Consider the following 18,450-nt stretch of genomic DNA (forward strand, 5'->3'; position numbering starts at 1 on the left):
TTCGTCCCGCCGGTCTTTCCCCCGGCAAGGAAGGGCGGCCCATGGGCCTTGGACCGATGTTGCTTCTGGCCCTGATGGAGGGGTTGGTCATGGCCGCCGTGCTGGCGCTGGCCGCCAGCGGGCTGAGCCTTGTGTTCGGGGTGATGCGCGTCGTCAACGTGGCGCATGGCACGTTCTACATGCTGGGCGCGGTCTTGGCCTTCGTGGTGGCCAGCCATGTGCCGGGGCCGCCCTTGGTGGCCTTTGTGGTAGCGCTGCTGGTGGCGCCTTTGGCGGTGGCACTGATCGCCGCGCTGGCCGATCAGCTGGTGCTGAAGCGGGTGAATTACGACCCGGAGGCGACGATCGTGGCCACCATTGGCCTGCTCTATCTGCTGGAACAGGGTGCGCTGACCTTCTTCGGGCCGAATGCGCAGGCGGTGATCAAACCGTTCGATTTCCGGCTGCAGCTGCCGTGGTTCGGCTATTCCGGCTACAAGCTTTTCGTGATCGTGGCGGCGCTGGCGCTCTTGGGGGCCTTGTGGCTTCTGATGACGCGCACCAAGGCGGGGCTGGTGATGCGGGCCACGCAGGTGGACCGCGACGTCGCCCGCGCCTTCGGCATCAATGTCGACCGGGTCTATATGGGCACCTTCGCCTTTGGCGCGGCGCTGGCGGCGGTGGCGGGTGTGCTGATCGTGCCGATCCAGCAGGCGCATTACCTGATGGGGGGCGACCCGCTGCTGCTGAGCTTCATCGTGGTCATCATCGGCGGGCTGGGGTCCCTGCGCGGCACTTTGGCCGCGGCGCTGATCATCGGGCTGGCCGAGGGGGTGGTGTCGATGTTCTGGACGCCGACCTTGGCCAAGATCATCGCCACGCTGGCGGTGGCGCTGGTCCTTGTGTTTCGCCCGCAGGGCCTCTTCGGGACACGCCAGGCATGACGCGGGGGGCCATGATCTGGGCGGTGCATCTGGCGGCTCTGGCCGTGCTGTTCGCGCTGCAATGGGTGCTGCCACCCTATCACGTCACCAATCTGGCGCGGATCATGGTGCTGGCGCTGTTTGCCAGCGCCTATAATCTGGCCTTCGGCTATACCGGGCTTCTGAGCCTCGGGCACGCGCTGTTCTTTGCGGCGGGCATGTATGCCGGGGGCCTGCCCGCATGGCACTGGGGCGTATCGGGCGGCACGGCATTGCTTCTTGGTCTGCTGGGCGGGGGCATCGCTGCGCTTCTGGTGGGGCTTCTGGCGCTGCGGACGGCAGGGGTGGCGTTCATGATCGTCACCCTGATGTTTGCGCAGGCCTTTGCGCTGACGATCCTGTATTTCAACAGCTGGACCGGCGGGGATGAGGGCTTTACCTTGCCCACGGCGGGACGGCAGGTTCTGGGCTTTGACCTCTCGCAAGAGGGGCCGCGCTTCGTGGCGGCCTGGGTCCTGTGCACCGTGGGAGTTCTGCTGGCGCTGGCGCTGATGCGGTCGCGCCATGGGCGGGTGCTGGTGGCGCTGCGCGAGAATGAAGAACGCAGCCGGATGCTGGGCTATGATCCTTATGCGCGAAAACTGGCCGTGCTGGTCCTGTCCGGCGTGCTGTCTGGCCTTGCCGGGGCGGGCTATGCGGTGCTGTTCGGCTATGCGGGCGGCAGTTTTGCCGCGATCCAGTATTCCATCCTGCCGATGCTTTATGTGCTGATGGGTGGCGCGGGCACCGTCCTTGGCCCGCTTCTGGGCGCGGCGGTGATGTTCTACCTGATCGACGCCGGGCCGGGCCTTCTGGCCCAAGGGTTGCGGGGGTTGGCAGGCGCCCTGTCCGGCGTGATGCCGGGCCTGTCGGCACTGCTGGCCGATTTCGCCGGATGGGCCTCCAGCGCATGGCTGTTCGTGGTCGGCATCTCGCTGATCCTTTTGGTCCTTTTCGCGCCGCGCGGCATCCTTGGCTGGGTCCGCGCGCATGTCTGGAGGGACCTGCCATGAGCCTTCTGGAAGCGCGGCAACTGGTGCGGCACTTCGGCGGGCTGCGCGCGGTGGACGGGGTGGATTTCACGCTGGCCGCGGGCGAGGTCCATGCCCTGATCGGCCCCAACGGGGCGGGCAAGACCACCTTCGTCAGCCTGCTTTCGGGACGGCTGCCAGTGCAGTCCGGCCAGATTCTGCTGGGTGGGGAGGATATCACCCGGCTGCCCGCCCATGCCCGGGTGCGCCGCGGCATCGGCTATACGTTCCAGATCACCTCGGTCTTTCCGGGGATGAGCGTTTTTGACAACGTGGCTCTGGCCGCGCAGGGCGGTCGGGACCGGCGGCCGGTGGCGCAGGTGGTGGCCGCCGCGCTGGATCGCGTGGGCCTGACCGGGATGGAGCGGGAGACGGCGGGCCTGCTGTCCTACGGCCACCAGCGGCTTCTGGAACTTGGGATGGGGCTGGCCCTCGCGCCACGGGTCCTGATCCTGGACGAACCCACGCAGGGCCTTGCCGCGGGAGAGATCGCGGGGTTCAAGGCGCTGGTCCGGTCGCTGGTCCCCGAGGTTTCGGTCCTGTTGATCGAGCATAATATGGAGGTGGTGATGGAGGTGGCCGACCGCATCACCGTGCTGAACTTCGGGCAGGTTCTGGCGCGCGGCACGCCCGCCGAAGTGCGGGCCGATCCGGCGGTGCAGGAGGCCTATCTTGGTGCTTGACCTCACCGGCGTCACCGCGGGCTATGGCCCGGTCACCGTGCTGCGGGGGGTGGATTTCACCGCTGCCGCCGGGCAGGTCACCTGCGTCATGGGCCGCAACGGCGCGGGCAAGACCACTCTGATGAAGACGATCATGGGCCTTGTCCCGGCAACTGAGGGCAGTATCCGGCTGGCGGGCGTTGAATTGCGCGGGCTGCCCGCGCATCGGGTGCCGGGCCATGGTCTGGCCTGGGTACCGCAGGGGCGGCGTCTGTTCGGTCCGCTGACCGTGGCCGAAAACCTTGAGGTCGGCGGGCTGATCCGCGGCAACCGGCGGGAAATCCGCGATCATGTGCTGTCGCTGTTCCCCCGGCTGCGCGAAAGGCTGGGGCAGGCTGCGGGCACCCTGTCGGGCGGCGAACAGCAGATGCTGGCCATTGCCCGCGCGCTTTGCCTTGAGCCGAAGGTGCTGTTGCTGGACGAACCGACCGAGGGGTTGCAACCCAGCATGATCGCCCTGATCCGCGAGGCGGTGATGAAACTGAAGGCGCAGGGCGTGGCCGTCGTTCTGGTGGAACAACGGGTCGAGGCGGTGCTGCGCATGGCGGACCGGGTGGCCTTCATGGCGCATGGCCGGGTGGAGGAAGTGGCCGAAGCCGCCGATCTGCGCCCCGGCGCGCGGCAGTTTGCGGAATTCGTGGGGGTCTGAATGGCGGGGCTGGTGGCGGGCGTCGATGTGGGCGGAACCTTCACCGATCTGGTGATCTTCGATCCGGCCTCGGGTCAGGTGCGTCTGGCCAAGGTGCCGACCAGCCTGCCCAATCAGGCGCCGGGGGTGATGGCCGCCTTTGCCGCGGCAGGGGCCGATCTGGCCGATCTGGACCTGATCGTCCATGGCACCACCACGACCACCAATGCCGTGCTGGAACGGCAGTTGGCGAAGACCGGGATCATCACGACCGAAGGCTTTCGCGATGTGCTGGAACTGGGTCGCCGCACCCGGCCGCAGCCCTATGGCATGGCGGGCCGCTTCGTGCCGATCATCCCGCGTGACCTGCGGCTGGAGGTGCCGGAGCGGATGGATGCCCGGGGCCGGGTGGTCACGCCGCTGGACGAAGCCGCCCTGCGCGCGGCCATCGCCACCCTGCTGGACAGCGGGTGTGAGGCGCTGGTGATCCATTTCCTGCATTCCTACGCCAACTCCGCGCATGAGCGCAGGGCCGGAGAGATCGCGGCAGAGATCTGGCCCAATGCCTATGTGACGCTGGGCCACGCCCTCCTCTCCGAGGCGCGGGAATATGAGCGGGGTGTCACGGCGGCGGTGAATGCCAGCGTGCAGCCCATTCTGGAACGCTATGTTTCGCGTCTGGCCGGAGAACTGGCGGCGCAGGGCTATGCGCGCGATCTGCTGGTGATGAACGGCAATGGCGGCATGGTCGCCGCGCAGAATGTGGCCCGCGAGGCGGTGAAGACGGTGATGTCCGGCCCCGCCTCTGGCGTGATGGCGGCTGTCGCCACCGGGCGGCGCGCCGGGATGCCCGACCTTCTGACCTATGACATGGGCGGCACCTCTACCGATGTGGCGATGATCCGCGACGGGGTGGCCCCGGTCTCGAACGAGATCGAGGTGGAATATGCCATGCCGATCCATGTGCCGATGGTGGATGTGCGCACCGTGGGCGCGGGCGGCGGGTCCATCGCGCGGGTGGATGAAAGCGGCATGCTGCGGGTCGGGCCGGATTCGGCGGGCTCCTATCCCGGGCCGGTCTGCTATGGCCGGGGCGGCACGCGGATTACGATTTCGGACGCGAACCTGATCCTCGGGCGGCTGCCTGCGGCACGGTTCGGGCAGGCCGCCGAAGCTGCGCGCGCGGCGATGGCGGTGCAGATCGCGCAGCCCCTTGGCCTTTCTGTCGAGGAAGCAGCCGAGGCGGTGGTGCGGATCGCCAATATTCATATGGCGGGCGCGATCCGCATGGTCTCTCTCTCGGTTGGGGCCGATCCGCGCGACTTTGCGCTGTTTGCTTTCGGCGGCGCGGGGCCTTTGCATGCGGTGGCGCTGGCGCGGGAGCTGGCGGTGCCGAAGGTGCTGGTCCCGGCGCGGCCCGGCATCACCAATGCGCTTGGCTGCGTGGTGGCCGATCTGCGGCATGATTTCGTGCGCACGGTCAACCGCCCGCTGGCCGCGCTGGACATGGAGGAGGCCGCGGCCATCCTGTCCGCGCAGGAGGAAGAGGGCCGCCGCCTGATCGCCGCCGAGCGGGTGGAGGTGCGCGAGGTGCGCGCGGAATATTCCGCCGATATGCAGTTCATCGGCCAGACCCATCTTCTGCGGGTGCCGCTGCCCTCTGCCCGGCCCACCGCGGCAGAGATGCAGGCCCTGTTCGAAGCGGCCTATCACGCCCGGTTCCGGGTGGAGCTGCCGGAAATCCGCGCCTCGGTCATGAACCTGAACACCAGCGTGACCGGGCGGCGAGCGGAACTGGACCTTGGAAGGCTGATCGACCCCGCGGGGCGGAAGGCTGAAGCGGTGCCGCAGGAGATGCGGGCCGTCTGGTTCGGCGGCTGGCAACAGGTGCCGGTCTACTGGCGCGATCACCTGCCGCTGGCGCTGGACCTGACCGGCCCCGCGATCATCGAGCAGATGGATACGACCGTGGTGGTGGAGCCGGGGTGCAGGGTGACATCGGACGCGGACGGCAATCTGATCGTGCGGATCGAGGGCTGAGACGGCGGAGCGGGGGCCAGCCCCCGCACCCCCGGGATATTTGGACAAACTGGAAAGGGGCAGGTCATGATCGATCCGGTGACGCTGGCGGTGATACAGGCGGGGTTGCAGCAGGTCTGCGACGAGATGGACCTGACCTTTTCCCGCGCGGCGTTTTCGCCGGTGATCGCCGAGGCGGATGACCGTTCGGACGGGATCTATTCGGCCGAGGACGGGTCGCTGATCGCGCAGGGCTCCAAAGGGCTGCCGGTGTTTGTGGGGGTGATGCAATTTTCCACCCGCACCCTGATTGAGCGGATCCGCGCGGGCGTGACCGCGGCGCCGGAGCCGGGTGACATCTATATCGTGAACGACCCCTATCTGGGCGGCACCCATCTGATGGATGTGCGCTTTGCCATGCCGGTCTGGCGCGACGGGGCCATCTGGTGCTGGCTGTCAAACACCGGGCACTGGCCTGATACGGGCGGCATGGTGCCGGGCGGATTTTCCGCAAGTGCCATCAGCGCCGAGCAGGAGGGGCTGCGGCTGCCGCCGGTCAAGCTGTTCAAGAAGGGTGTGCTGGATGCGGAAATCTGGGCGATCATCTGTTCGAACATCCGCGTTTCCGACCAGCGGATCGGCGATGTGAAGGCGCAGGCCAGTGCGCTGATGGTGGGGGCGGAGCGGTTGGCCGCGCTGATCGACCGCTATGGCGATGCGACGGTGCGCGAGGCGATTGCCCGGATGCGTGACCTTGCCGCCCGGCAGATGCGGGCGAAGATCGGTGCCATTCCGGAGGGGAGGTATCAGGCGAAGGCCTATATCGACTCGGACGGGGTGGTGAACGAGCCGTTGACCATCGCGCTGAACGTGACGCGGACGGAGGAAACGCTGACATTCGATTTCACCGGGTCCAGCCTGCCTTGCGCGGGCCCGATGAACTCGGTCCGGGCGACGACGCTGTCCTCGGTCTATCTGGCGGTGCGGCACATTTTTCCCGATGTGCCGATCAGCGCGGGCGCGTTCGAGCCGCTGGAGGTGCGCGGGATCGAGGGCACCTTCCTGGACGCCCATTACCCGCGCCCCGTTTCGGGCTGCGCGGCTGAGGTCAGCCAGCGGATTGCCGAGGCGGTCTTTGCAGCCCTGGTGCAGGCTTTGCCCGGTCTTGTGACCGCGGCCCCGGCGGGGACCAGCGGCAATTTCGGACTGGGCGGTCATGATCCCGAAACGGGCCAAGGCTATGTGATGTACCAGATTTCCGGCGGCGGCTATGGCGGGTTTGCGGGGGGCGACGGCATTGCCAACGGCTGTTCCACCATCGGCATTTCCAAGGCGCCGCCGGTGGAGATCATGGAGCAGAAGTTCCCGGTCCTTTATCGACGCTACGCGCTGCACGAAGGGTCCGGCGGGGCGGGCGCGTTCCGCGGCGGCTTTGGTCTGGATTATGAGATTGAGGTGCTGCGCGGCAGCGCGCGGGCGTCCTTTGTGATGGACCACGGGCGCACCGGCCCGCAGGGCGCACTTGGCGGGGGCGAGGGCGCGGTGAACCGGGTCGAAATCCGTCGCGGCGGACAGGTCATGGTGCCGGACCATCTGTCCAAGGCGCAGGACATCGCCCTTGCGCCCGGAGACCGGGTGCGGGTCCGCACCCCGGGCGGCGGTGGCTATGGTGACCCTGCCGGGCGCGACCCGGCGCTGGTGGCCGAGGATGTGCGGCTGGGGCGCTATACCGCGGAAGAGGCGGCCCGGCTTTGGCCGAAGGCCTGACCGCAAAGAAAAGCCCCCGGCGGAGGGACCGCCGGGGGTTCTGATCACTCTGCCGCAGACAGTGGTTTCGCCGGGGCGCGTGCGGCTTCCAGTGCGGAGATCCGAGCGTTCAGCAAAGCGAGGCTTTCGGCACCGCGGTCGATCCGTTCGGCCAGGGCCGCGGGTTCGGGCGGCGGGGCCTCTTCATCCTTCTTGCCGACGAAGCGGCCGAAGATCCAGCCCAGCCCGCGCGACAGGTCATCCATGATCAGATAGAAGGCGGGCACCACCACCAGCGACAGAACGGTGGAGACGATGATCCCGCCGATCACCGCAATCGCCATCGGCGCGCGGAAGGTGCCACCTTCGCCCACGCCAAGCGCCGAGGGCAGCATACCTGCCGACATGGCGATGGAGGTCATCACGATGGGCCTTGCGCGTTTGTGCCCGGCCTCGACCACCGCCTCGATCCGGCGCATGCCGCGGGCCCGCATCTCGATGGCAAAGTCGATCAGCAGGATCGCGTTCTTGGTCACGATCCCCATCAGCATCAGGATCCCGATCAGCACCGGCATCGACATCGGGTTCTGTGTCAGGATCAGCGCACCCGCCACCCCGCCGATGGCCAGAGGCAGCGAGAACAGGATGGTGAAGGGCTGGATGACCGAGCGGAACAGCAGGATCAGCACCGTCAGCACCAGCATCAGCCCCATGACCATGGCATTCTGGAAGCTTGTCACAAGTTCGGCCTGCACCTCGGCGTCGCCCGAGGGGCGCACGGTGACCGAAGGCGGCAGGTCAAGCCCGGCCAGAATTTCGGTGAAGCGGGCGGTGGCCTGATCCAGCACCACGCCCACCGGCATGTCGGCCCCGATGGAGGCGACGCGCTGCCGGTTCAGCCGCTTGATCTGTGCCGGGCCTTCGGACACCGCGATATCGGCCACCGAGGCAAGGGGCACCATGGCGCCGCTGGACGTCATCACCTTCAGCGCGGCGATCTGGTCCAGATCGGTGCGGGCGCCGGTGGCCAGCCGCACCCGGACCGGGATCTGCCGGTCGTCGATGTTCAGCTTGGCCAGCGCGGAATCCTGATCGCCGATGGTGGCCACCCGCAGCGTGGCGGCAATGGCCTGCGTGGTCACGCCAAGGCGCGCGGCCTCGTCCAGACGGGGCGTCACCTGAATCTCGGGCCGGGGCAGGTTGCCTTCGGAGGAGACGTTGACGAAGAGCGGCTCCCCGGACAGCGCCTTTTCGATCTGCGCCACAGCCTGCGTCAGGTCATCCGCATCGGTGGACAGCACGTCATAGGCGAAGGGACGGCCGCCTGCACCCGGCCCCCCCAGCTTGTAGGCACGGATGTCGGGAATGTCGCGCAGCGCCTCGAACACTTCGGCTTCGATCTCGATCTGCGGCTTCAGGCGGCCTTCGGCCTTGGGCAGATGCAGCCACTGGTCCACGAAGGGCAGCTGCATCGCCAGATCGAACAGCTTCCGTTCCAGACTGACATCGCGCTTTTCCAGAAGGACGACCATGTTCGCCCGGCGGATTTCCCGGTCGCCCAAGGGGGAGGAGCCGCCGATCACCATGATATGGTCGATCCCCTCAACGCCGGCGATGGCCTCGCGCATGGCGGCGGTGGTGCGGTCGGTTTCGGCCAGCGTCGATCCGGGCGGCAGTTCGACGGAAATCGCAAAGCGGCTTTCGTCATCCGGCGGGAACAGGTTGCCCGGAATCTGCATCATCATCCCGACCGAGACGATCACCACGCCGATGGCCACGACCAGCGTCAGGTAATAGGCGGGGATGCGGACGCCAAACACCTTGGGCACGGCGGTGGTGTGCCGCACCAGCCAAAGGTAGCCGCGCATGAACGGGCCGTCCTTGCCGTGCTCGCCCTCGGCATCCTTGTCGGTCATGAAATAGGCGGCCATCATCGGCGTGATCAGACGCGCCACCAGAAGCGAGAACACCACGGATACCGCGACCGTTAGGCCGAACTGGCTGAAATACTGGCCCGGAATGCCGGGCATGAAGCTGACGGGCACGAAGACCGCCACGATGGTCATGGTCGTGGCGATCACCGCCAGCCCGATTTCATCCGCCGCGTCGATGGCGGCGCGATAGGGGGTTTTCCCCATCTTGATGTGCCGGGCGATGTTCTCGATTTCCACGATCGCATCGTCCACCAGAATGCCCGTCGCCAGTGTCAGCGCAAGGAAGGACACGAGGTTCAGCGAAAAGCCGATCAGATCCATCACAAGGAAGGTGGGCACCGCCGAAAGAGGCAGGGCCACGGCCGCGATCAGCGTCGCGCGCCAGTTGCGCAGGAAGATCAGCACCACCAGAACGGCAAGGATCGAGCCTTCGATCAGCGTGTTCAGGGCGGATTCGTAATTGCCACGGGTGTAATAGACCTGATCGTCCAGCAGCTGGATCTGCACGTCCGGATTTGCGGCCTGCACCGTCTCCAGCGCGGCATCCACCGTCTCGGCCACCGAGACCTCGGACGCGCCTTTGGAGCGGTAGACCGACATCACCACCACAGGCTCACCATCGCGGCGGGCAAAGCTTTTCGGTTCGGCAAAGCTGTCGGTGACGGTGCCCAGATCAGAAAGCCGGACATGACGGCCCGAGGGCAAAGCGATGGTGGCTGCGGCCAGCGCGTCCACCGTGCTCTGGTTGCCAAGGGTGCGGATCGACTGTTCGCCCACGCCCAGTTCGGCCTTGCCCGCGCCCTGATCGGTATTGGTCAGCGCGATCTGCTGGCTGACCGCCGCGGCAGTGATGCCGTAGCTGGCCAGCCGGACCGGATCCAGCTCGATCAGGATTTCGCGGTCCACCCCGCCGTAGCGGTCCACCCGGCCGATGCCGGGGCGGCCCTGCAGCGCACGGGTCAGCGTGTCGTCGACGAACCACGACAGCTCTTCCAGCGTGCGCCCGGGCGAGGTGATGGCATAGGTCAGAACGGCCTGCCCCTCGACGTCGATCTTGGCGACGATGGGGGTTTCCACATCGGCGGGCAGGTCGCCCACGATGCGGTCGATGGCATCCTTGACATCCTGCACCGCCTGTTCGGTGGGCACTTCCATGCGGAATTCCACCGCCGTCGTGCTGACCCCGTCATTGATGGTGGAGGTGACGTTCTTCACCCCGTTGATGCCCGCGACGGCATCTTCGATTTCCTTGGTGACCTGGCCTTCCAGTTCCTTTGGCGCGGCACCGCCCTGCACGGCGGTGATCGACACCAGAGGCACGTCGATGTTCGGGAACCGGGTGATGGGCAGGCTGTTGAACGACTGCCAACCCAGGATCATGAGCATGAAGAACGCCAGCAGCGGCGCGATCGGATTGCGGATGGACCATGCGGAAAAGTTCATGCGCCCCTCGCTCAGTTGGCCGCGGCAGCGGTGATCGGGTTGATCCGGTCACCTGCGCGCACGAAAGATCCGGCCTTGGTGACCACCAGATCCCCCTGCGACAGGCCATCCGCCACCTCGACCCAGCCACCGTCGCGGATGCCAAGCGTGACCGGAACCTGTTCCACCACGCCATCCTTCACCCGCATCACGGTGGTATGGCCTTCGGCGGTGCTGATGGCCGTCACCGGCACAGCCAGCGCCTGACGCTCGGCCACGATGATCTGCGCCTCGGCGAACATGCCCGCGCGCAGCTGGCCGGGATCATCCACCGCGATCCGGGCCCGGCCCAGACGGGTGGTGGTGTCGATGGCCGGTTCGATCAGCCGCACCGTGCCCGCGATCGGTGCGGTGACACCGACCGGCGTGATCCGGGCAGTCAGCCCGGCCGAAACCCGCAGCACATCCGTCTCGGACAGGTCGGCCCGCATTTCCAGCGCGCCGTCCTTTTCCAGAACGAACATCGGCTGACCGGCAGCGGTGGCGATGGCACCGATGGTGGCATTGCGCGCGGTGATGCGGCCGGCATAGGGCGCCTTCACCTCGGTCCGGGTCAGCTGCAGATCGACATTGGCCATCTGCGCCTCATAGAGCGCCATCTGCGCCCGCGCGGCCTCCAGCGATTGGCGCGCCACGGTGACGCGCGCGGTGGCCGCCACGGCATTGGCATTGGCGGTGTCCGCCGCCGCCTGAGTGGCCGTGCCCTGATCCTTCAGCTTGGCGGTGCGCTCCGCAGTGCGGGCGGCATCGGCGGCGGAAGCTTCGGCCTCGACCAGTTGCGCCTCGGCCTGGGCGATGGTGGCGCGGGCCGAGGCCAGCGAGGCCAAGGCCTGCGATTTCTGCAATTCCAGCGCGGTTTTCGACAGAACGGCCAGAACCTGCCCCTCGGTCACGCTGTCACCCACATCGGCCAGCAGCGATTCGATGGGCTGTCCTTCGATCAGCGGCTGGACCTGCACCTCTTCCACCGGCGTGATCAACCCGGTGGCAATCACCCGGTCGGTCAGTGCGCGCGGCGCGGTTTCGGTCACGTTGATGGCGGGCAGGGCGGGGGGCGCGGCCTCCGGCGCGGGTTCAGAGGCGGCCGCCTCTTGCGCAAGGACGGGCGGGGTCAGCGCGGCGGGGGTCAGCGCCAGAACGGAAATCGACAGAGCAAGGGCAGAAACAGAACGCATGGATCAACCTGCAGCAGGGCGGGAGGGGATTTCGTCAAGTACGCGGTCAAGGCCCCGAAGGATCATATCGTCCAGGGCAGGGTCGGGCGACTGATCAGACCGCGAGGCGGCGGCCTTGACCATCAGGATCAGGTAACGGGCATGGGCGCCGTAGCGTTCGGCGCAAACTTCAGGCGAAAGACCACTGATCAGCGCAAAAATCTGCGTCAGCTTTGTGGCGATGGTTTCCTCCATCCGGCGGCAGGTGCCCGCCACGTCAGAGGTACGCAGGGCCGCGGCGGTAATCTCGGCCCAGAGGCAGTTGTCGATCCCCCGGTCCTCGCGCACCCGGTCCGACAGCGCGGCCCGCACCGCGGCGCGCGGGTCGGGAGCGGCCTTGATCACCTCCATCGCGGCGTCGATCTCAGCAATGTCCAGACTGACCAGCGCATCCACGATGGCGGCCTTGGACGGGAAATAGCGGTAGAAGCTGCCCACGCTGATACCGGCGGCGCGCGCCAGATCCTGCATCGAGGCGCCGTTGAACCCCTTTTCGGCAAAGGTCGCACGGATCGACAGCAGGATTTCGGTCCCGCGGTCGTCAGGGGCAAGAAAGGGGGCGGTGTCCGGCATGGTTCCTGTGCGGAATGAACGTTCATTCATCGCTATACTGCATGCGCAGCACAGGTCAAGCGCGATAAGCTGCATCCCGCAGCCGTCTTTGTCGCAGGCTTGGCAAAGCCGTCGATTTGGCGCATGAACGCGCGGTTTTCCGGCACAAAGGGCAGGGCAGATGGCAGATCAGGCGGCGGCACGCTTCGGGTTCACCCGCACCGGGCAGGACGGCGCGGCGCGCACCGGCGTGATCCACACCCCCCGGGGTGAGATCCGCACGCCCGCCTTCATGCCGGTGGGCACGGCCGCCACGGTCAAGGCGATGCTGCCCGACAGCGTGCGCGCGACGGGGGCGGATATCCTTCTGGGCAACACCTATCACCTGATGCTGCGTCCGGGGGCCGAGCGGATCGCCCGCCTTGGCGGGTTGCACAGGTTCATGAACTGGGACCGGCCGATCCTGACCGACTCGGGCGGGTTTCAGGTCATGTCGCTGGCATCCTTGCGGAAGCTGACCGAAGAGGGCGTGCGGTTTTCCAGCCATATCGACGGGTCGAAGCACATGCTGTCGCCCGAACGCAGCATGGAGATCCAGAAGCTCCTCGGTTCAGACATCGTGATGTGTTTCGACGAATGCCCCGCGCTGCCCGCCACCGATGACGAGGTGGCCCGTGCCATGCGCCTGTCGATGCGATGGGCGCAAAGGTCGCGCGATGCCTTTGGCGACCGGCCGGGCCATGCCCTGTTCGGGATCATGCAGGGCGGCGTCACCCGCGAGCTGCGCGAGGAAAGCGCGGAGGCGCTGAAAGCCATCGGCTTTGACGGCTACGCGGTCGGCGGGCTGGCCGTGGGCGAGGGGCAGGAGGCCATGTTCGGCGTTCTGGATTACGCGCCCGGGTTCCTGCCGGAAGACAAGCCGCGCTATCTGATGGGGGTGGGCAAGCCCGATGACATCGTCGGCGCCGTGGAACGCGGCATCGACATGATGGATTGCGTACTGCCCTCCCGCTCGGGCCGGACGGGGCAGGCCTGGACGCGGCGCGGGCAGATCAACATCAAGAACGCCCGCCACCAGGACGACCCGCGCCCGCTGGACGAGGCCTGCACCTGCCCGGCCTGCCGCAATTACTCGCGCGCCTATCTGCATCATGTGATGCGCTCGGGCGAGATCATCAGCTCCATGCTGATGACATGGCACAACCTGCATTATTATCAGGAGCTGATGCAGGGCCTGCGCGACGCCATCGCCGCCGGGCGGCTGTCGGCCTTTGTGGCCGACTTCCATGCGCAGCGGGCAAAGGGCGATATCGACCCGCTTTAGGCCACCTGTCCCGCGGCCCAGCCCGATGACCAAGCCCATTGAAAGTTGTAGCCGCCCAACCAACCGGTGATGTCCACCACCTCGCCCACGAAATAAAGGCCGGGGACGGATTTCGCGGCCATGGTCCGGGCGTCCAGCGCAGCCGTATCCACACCGCCAAGCGTGACCTCGGCCGTGCGATAGCCTTCGCTGCCCACTGGCATCAGCCGCCAGCCGTGCAGCTGACCCGCCAGCCGGTCCAGATCGGCACCGGGGATCGTGGCCAGGGGGCCGGGCAGGGCGGCGCGATCTGCCAGATGCCGGGCCAGCCGTTCGGGCACCAGACGCGCCAGCGCGGTCGACAGCTGCGCGCGCCCGGCCTCGGCCTTGGCACGGCGCAGCACGGCGCCCGCATCCTGCCCGGGGCAGAGGTCCAGCGTGACCGCCTCGCCCTCACGCCAGTAGCTGGAGACCTGCAGGATCGCCGGGCCGGACAGGCCGCGGTGGGTGAACAGCACCGCCTCGTCAAAGCCCGCGCCGCCCGCCGTGGCGCGGCCGGTGACCGCCACGCCCGCCAGCGGTTTGATCCACTCCAGCTCCTGCTCGGCAAAGGTCAGCGGCACAAGGGCAGGGCGCGTCTCGGTCAGGGGCAGGCCAAAGCTTTCGGCCACACGGTAGCCCCAGCCGGTGGCCCCCATCTTCGGGATGGACTTGCCGCCGGTGGCGACGATGACCGATGCCGCCTCCTGCACCCCACGGTCGGTCTCCACAGCGAATCCGGTGGCGGTGCGGGTCACGCTGCCCGGGGTGCAGGAGAGCCAGAGTGTGACGCCCGCCTTCTGCATTTCGGCGCGCAGCCAGTCCACCACCTGCGTGGCCGGGCCGTTGCAAAAGAGCTGTCCCAGAGTCTTTTCATGCCAGGCAATTCCCGCCTGATCCATGCGGGCGATGAAATCCCATTGGGTGAACCGCTTCAGCGCCGAAAGGGCGAACCGCGGGTTGCCGCCCAGATAACGGTCCGCCGCAATGCCCAGATTGGTGAAGTTGCAGCGCCCGCCGCCCGAGATGCGGATCTTCTCACCCGGCTTCGCCGCATGGTCGATCACAAGGACCCGGCGGCCCCTTTGACCGGCCTCGATCGCCGCCATCATCCCGGCCGCGCCGGCCCCCACCACGATCACATCGAATGCCACAATGGCCCCTCACTTTTTTCTCTCGGGCCTCTTGCAGCCCCCCGACGCACCCGCTAAACACCGCCGCACGGTTGGGGCGTCGCCAAGTGGTAAGGCAGCGGTTTTTGGTACCGCCATTCCTAGGTTCGAATCCTAGCGCCCCAGCCAAGTTTCTCCTGACATCGCGAAGACCCTATCGCAAGCGGAAAACCGTTTGGGATAAAGGGGTTGTTCGGCCCGGCCGACAGGGGACGGCAAGAGAAGTGCCCCAAGGGATGCCCCAGATCTGTCCAGGCAGCAGCAGGTTTCGCTGTCTGCGGGAGGTACGGGAGTGCGGCGTTCCGGGTCTGAGGGCCTCATGGCCACGGCAGCTTGGCACATCCGCTCAAGGATAGCCGCGGTTGGTCATCTCCAAGTGCACCAGCACGCCTCATGGCCACGGCAGCTTGACACACCCAGCCAGACCCCTGCATATGGCCGCCCGCATTCCGCGACCAAGACCTTTTTATCAAACCCGCTTCACCCCTCAGGCCGTCCCGGCAAGGACCGCCCTCCATAAGGATTTTTCATGAACTTACTGCCACCAGAAGACCCCCTCCCAGCCCGCCCCGTTCCACCAGCACTTCCCGCCGCAGAGGCCGGGGCAGGGCGCCAGGATCTGAAAGAGCTGCTGATCCGGCTCCTCGCCCGCAGCTACCTCCGCCGTGAAGGGAGGTTCTACCACATCGACCGCCCCCTGGAATCGATGTCCCGCGACGACCTCCAGCGGGCTTTCCTGATCCCGGCGCGGAGGCTCAACAACGGCGACCCCGTCCCGAAGCCGGTCCTGAAAGAGGTCTTCGACACGGCCATCCTTCAGAACAACGCCGACCCCGACCGCTCCATCCCGGTCTGGACCGGGGCCATCACCCCCTATCCCGGCAATCCCCGCCGCCGGATCCAGCTGGAAAGCGGGCAGGTCATCCTCAACGGCTGGAAACAACCGGACTATCGGCGCCTGCCTGCCTCCGCTGCCAGCCTTCGCCCCTTCCTCGTGTTCTTCAGCACCATCTTCCAATCCGCGGCAGAGCGGGACCGTGTTCTGGACTGGCTGGCCTGGAGCCTGCAGAACGAGCACAAGAAGCCGAACTGGGCCATCCTGCTCTATTCCCAGCGGAAGGGGACCGGGAAATCCACCTTCTGCCGGATTGCCGCACAATTGTTCGGCTTCGAGAACACCTCGGTCGAGAACAACATCGAAAAGGTCGCGGGCAAGTTCAACGGCCCGATCCTGGGCAAGAAGCTGATCGTCTGCGAAGAGCTGCACCTGCGCCCCGATTCCGAGGTCGGAAACAAGCTCAAGACCCTCATCACCGAACCCTTCACCATGGCAGAGCGGAAGGGCAGGGATGTGGAAAAGCTGCCCCTCCACGCCTGCTTTCTGATGACGACCAATCACTTGCCCCTCTGGATCGAGGCGGGAGAGCGGCGGTTCTACGTGGTCGATGTGGATCATGAGGGCCATGCCTCCGGTCCCAAGGCCGGAAGGTTCGGGCGGCTGGTCAAGCGAGTGGAGGCCGCCATGGCCGACCCGCAGCGCATGGCGGACCTCTACCACTTCCTGCTGCAACGCAAACCCGCCGAGGACTTCGATGCCCTGAGCCTCAACATCGAACGCCACGGCACCGAGGTCATGAAGAAGCTGCTGGCCCACCAGTTTGCGGCCACGACCCAACAGCTGGCCGAGTATCTGGGCCGGGAAAACTGCATCGCCATCACCGAACAGGACCTCCGCGCCTATGTCACGCAAGAGATGCGGGTCAGCGTGAACGCCATTCGCCACATGATGACAGAGCTTGGCTGGTCCAGGCACGTGGTGAAATGGGGCGGAAAGGACTATGCCCGCGCCCTGTGGACGGCCCCGAAATACACCGTCGACCGCGGGAATATCCTTGGCCCCGGCGCCTTCAGACAGGCCGTCTGCGATGCGCTTTGGGACGCGGCAGAGGCATGATCTACCTCGATCCCTCCCAGGAACGCTGGGCAGACATTCACGCCAATCACAAGGAGGAGGCCCGGCAAAGGGCCTTCTCCCTCCTGAACGAAGGTATCAAGACCGACACCGGCTGCATCCGGACCGATACGAAAGCGATCCGGAAGGTCCGCTTCCGGTCCCACCAATATGCCGCCTATCGCTTCATCTATTGTGTCCTGAACGACGAGACACCCAGCTTCGAGGAGGTCATCCGCCATCGCTGCCACAACCGGCTGTGCATCAACCCTGCTCATCTGGAAATCGGCAGCCGGGCCGATAACAGGCGGGATGACTGGGATTATGAGGCGAATGGCGTGGACTTCGACCTGCTCTAGCCTGTGGCCAAGCCCCGGTAAAAGTTGACAATCATCGCACCCAAGCAACCCGGACACCCTATTCTGCATAAAAAAAATGGGAAGTGATAAGTCCCCCGGCGGCCGAAGCCGCCGAGGGGTAGGGGGGAGAGAACCGGCTCTCCGCACTCGGCCCATTGCCGACTGTCGGGTCTACTCGGTGCTGCGCGGCGGCATTCCCCGAACCGGCTATTGGACATGGGGCGCAGCATCTCGAGCTGCGGAACGTCTGCGATGCGGACAAAGCGGACGGCGGCTTAATAATGATGGTGCGCTCTTCGCCATCAGAGTAACCGGCGAGCTCATTTCCGACAGTCGATAGCAGAACGGGGTACCGGCTACGGATTGAATATGAACCCGTGAGGCTGTCACACAGGCCGCGTGATTATACATGCTTCGGGTGTCGTGGCCCCAAAGCTGCAAAGAACGCAAAGATTAAGGCAATACATTGCAGGTAGGGGGAGAAAATAATCAACCAGAATGGCACGCCTTCTTTTGCTCTCTCCCGAATCGACTTCAGCTGTGCAGCCTCGAAATTCCACTTGGCGATAGCGTCAATCAAAGCGCTCTTGTTGTCGTCGAAGGTCTCCGGGAGATCGTTTGGCGCAGGGTAGAAAGCAAGCAGATCAGCAGGTGCCGCATCAAGAGCTACGAAGTCCATCCCCCCAACTTTCGCAGCTAAATCTTTTGACCAGACGCACATCACTGCTAGTCTACGGACTATCTCGTCGAAATCAGGGGGGGAGTTCTCCGTCCTTTGTGACGGAGCACAGCTTACCTCAAAGCTAGTAGACATTTCTCTGAGATATTCCTCCGCAGTATGGATACGTCTTTCTTCCAGTTGCCGCTGCATCTCCCACCCTGTGCGCTCCACATCGAATGCTGGGGGTAAAAGCCCGACCGAGCCAACGACAACAGCAACGATGCTAAGCGGGCGAACTGACTGTGGGTAGCCCCATCTCAACAGGAAGGCGACAAACGACGCACACGCCGCTACCACCGCAACATATCCCCAGATGCGTTGGTATGCAGGGAAATCCATAACAAATACTCTTTCAATGGTGCTTCAATTTTTGCTTGGGGTGCGGTGGGCGGCTCTCGTCGCTTCTGCGGCAGGAAGCTCTGCGGACGGAGCTGCCGCTTGTTCAATGCTGTTGGCTGATGGGGCTAACCCCCCCTCCAAAGCACAGCGTATCCGGTAAAAACTACGCACCGACGTTGTTGCACTTATCGGTGATGCGGATTCACGTCGTGAATCCTGAGCGTTAGATTCGGTCCATGCCGAAGCCTTCCTCTGCCCGCTACCGCACGACGAACTGGCCCGCCTACAATGCGGCCC

At 65.9% G+C, this 18,450-nt stretch carries 14 protein-coding genes and 1 tRNA gene; 10 read left to right on the plus strand and 5 right to left on the minus strand.

All coding sequences use genetic code 11. From position 1 onward, the window contains the following. Positions 1–41 precede the first annotated feature (41 nt). The 6 genes from ACO2Q5_RS17300 (at position 42) to ACO2Q5_RS17325 (ending at position 7,108) form a co-directional block, all read left to right on the plus strand. On the plus strand, positions 42–923 hold the full coding sequence (locus tag ACO2Q5_RS17300) for a branched-chain amino acid ABC transporter permease (protein WP_423293351.1): 882 nt from the start codon (positions 42–44) through the stop codon (positions 921–923). After that, positions 920–1,954 carry a branched-chain amino acid ABC transporter permease gene (locus ACO2Q5_RS17305; protein WP_423293353.1) on the plus strand — a complete coding sequence of 345 codons (1,035 nt, stop codon included), beginning with the start codon at positions 920–922 and terminating at the stop codon, positions 1,952–1,954. Before ACO2Q5_RS17300 ends, ACO2Q5_RS17305 begins: the two co-directional genes overlap by 4 nt. Beyond that, positions 1,951–2,655, plus strand: a complete 705-nt coding sequence (locus ACO2Q5_RS17310; RefSeq protein WP_423293355.1) for an ABC transporter ATP-binding protein — start codon at positions 1,951–1,953, stop codon at positions 2,653–2,655. The genes ACO2Q5_RS17305 and ACO2Q5_RS17310 overlap by 4 nt, the downstream gene beginning before the upstream one ends. Continuing rightward, complete coding sequence (locus tag ACO2Q5_RS17315; protein WP_423293381.1) at positions 2,648–3,343, plus strand: ABC transporter ATP-binding protein; 696 nt, start codon at positions 2,648–2,650, stop codon at positions 3,341–3,343. The genes ACO2Q5_RS17310 and ACO2Q5_RS17315 overlap by 8 nt, the downstream gene beginning before the upstream one ends. Beyond that, entirely contained in the window at positions 3,344–5,362 is a 2,019-nt protein-coding gene (locus tag ACO2Q5_RS17320; RefSeq protein ID WP_423293357.1) for a hydantoinase/oxoprolinase family protein, read from the plus strand. It begins immediately after the preceding gene. 66 nt (positions 5,363–5,428) lie between these two features. After that, positions 5,429–7,108, plus strand: a complete 1,680-nt coding sequence (locus ACO2Q5_RS17325) for a hydantoinase B/oxoprolinase family protein (protein WP_423293359.1) — start codon at positions 5,429–5,431, stop codon at positions 7,106–7,108. A 44-nt stretch (positions 7,109–7,152) separates the two neighbouring features. On the opposite strand, the gene ACO2Q5_RS17330 is transcribed toward ACO2Q5_RS17325, so the two are convergent. Genes ACO2Q5_RS17330 through ACO2Q5_RS17340 form a run of 3 tightly spaced genes read right to left on the minus strand, consistent with a single transcriptional unit; the run spans position 7,153 to position 12,290 of the window. Further along, positions 7,153–10,464, minus strand: a complete 3,312-nt coding sequence (locus ACO2Q5_RS17330) for an efflux RND transporter permease subunit (protein ID WP_423293361.1) — start codon at positions 10,462–10,464, stop codon at positions 7,153–7,155. An 11-nt stretch (positions 10,465–10,475) separates the two neighbouring features. Continuing rightward, complete coding sequence (locus ACO2Q5_RS17335) at positions 10,476–11,678, minus strand: efflux RND transporter periplasmic adaptor subunit (protein ID WP_423293363.1); 1,203 nt, start codon at positions 11,676–11,678, stop codon at positions 10,476–10,478. A gap of 3 nt (positions 11,679–11,681) precedes the next feature. Next, positions 11,682–12,290 carry a TetR/AcrR family transcriptional regulator gene (locus ACO2Q5_RS17340; protein ID WP_423293365.1) on the minus strand — a complete coding sequence of 203 codons (609 nt, stop codon included), beginning with the start codon at positions 12,288–12,290 and terminating at the stop codon, positions 11,682–11,684. Between the two features lie 160 nt (positions 12,291–12,450). Between ACO2Q5_RS17340 and tgt the strand changes: the two genes are divergently transcribed. Beyond that, on the plus strand, positions 12,451–13,593 hold the full coding sequence (gene tgt / locus ACO2Q5_RS17345; protein WP_423293367.1) for a tRNA guanosine(34) transglycosylase Tgt: 1,143 nt from the start codon (positions 12,451–12,453) through the stop codon (positions 13,591–13,593). On the opposite strand, the gene ACO2Q5_RS17350 is transcribed toward tgt, so the two are convergent. Next, a complete protein-coding gene (locus tag ACO2Q5_RS17350; RefSeq protein WP_423293383.1) occupies positions 13,590–14,768 on the minus strand; it encodes an NAD(P)/FAD-dependent oxidoreductase in 1,179 nt (392 codons plus the stop codon). The two genes, tgt and ACO2Q5_RS17350, sit on opposite strands and share 4 nt — an antisense overlap. 69 nt (positions 14,769–14,837) lie before the next feature. On the opposite strand from ACO2Q5_RS17350, the gene ACO2Q5_RS17355 reads away from it, so the two are divergent. From ACO2Q5_RS17355 to ACO2Q5_RS17365, 3 genes are all read left to right on the plus strand, one after another. Continuing rightward, a tRNA-Gln gene (locus ACO2Q5_RS17355) sits at positions 14,838–14,912 on the plus strand. Positions 14,913–15,312: 400 nt separating this feature from the next. Then, positions 15,313–16,737 carry a primase-helicase family protein gene (locus ACO2Q5_RS17360; RefSeq protein ID WP_423293369.1) on the plus strand — a complete coding sequence of 475 codons (1,425 nt, stop codon included), beginning with the start codon at positions 15,313–15,315 and terminating at the stop codon, positions 16,735–16,737. Then, complete coding sequence (locus ACO2Q5_RS17365) at positions 16,734–17,093, plus strand: HNH endonuclease (protein ID WP_423293371.1); 360 nt, start codon at positions 16,734–16,736, stop codon at positions 17,091–17,093. Before ACO2Q5_RS17360 ends, ACO2Q5_RS17365 begins: the two co-directional genes overlap by 4 nt. A 403-nt stretch (positions 17,094–17,496) precedes the next feature. On the opposite strand, the gene ACO2Q5_RS17370 is transcribed toward ACO2Q5_RS17365, so the two are convergent. Beyond that, the gene (locus ACO2Q5_RS17370; RefSeq protein WP_423293373.1) at positions 17,497–18,153 is read right to left on the minus strand and encodes a hypothetical protein; all 657 of its coding nucleotides are present in this window, start codon (positions 18,151–18,153) and stop codon (positions 17,497–17,499) included. Between the last annotated feature and the right edge of the window lie 297 nt (positions 18,154–18,450).

Source organism: Neotabrizicola sp. VNH66, assembly GCF_049445895.1.
Classification (GTDB): domain Bacteria; phylum Pseudomonadota; class Alphaproteobacteria; order Rhodobacterales; family Rhodobacteraceae; genus Pseudogemmobacter.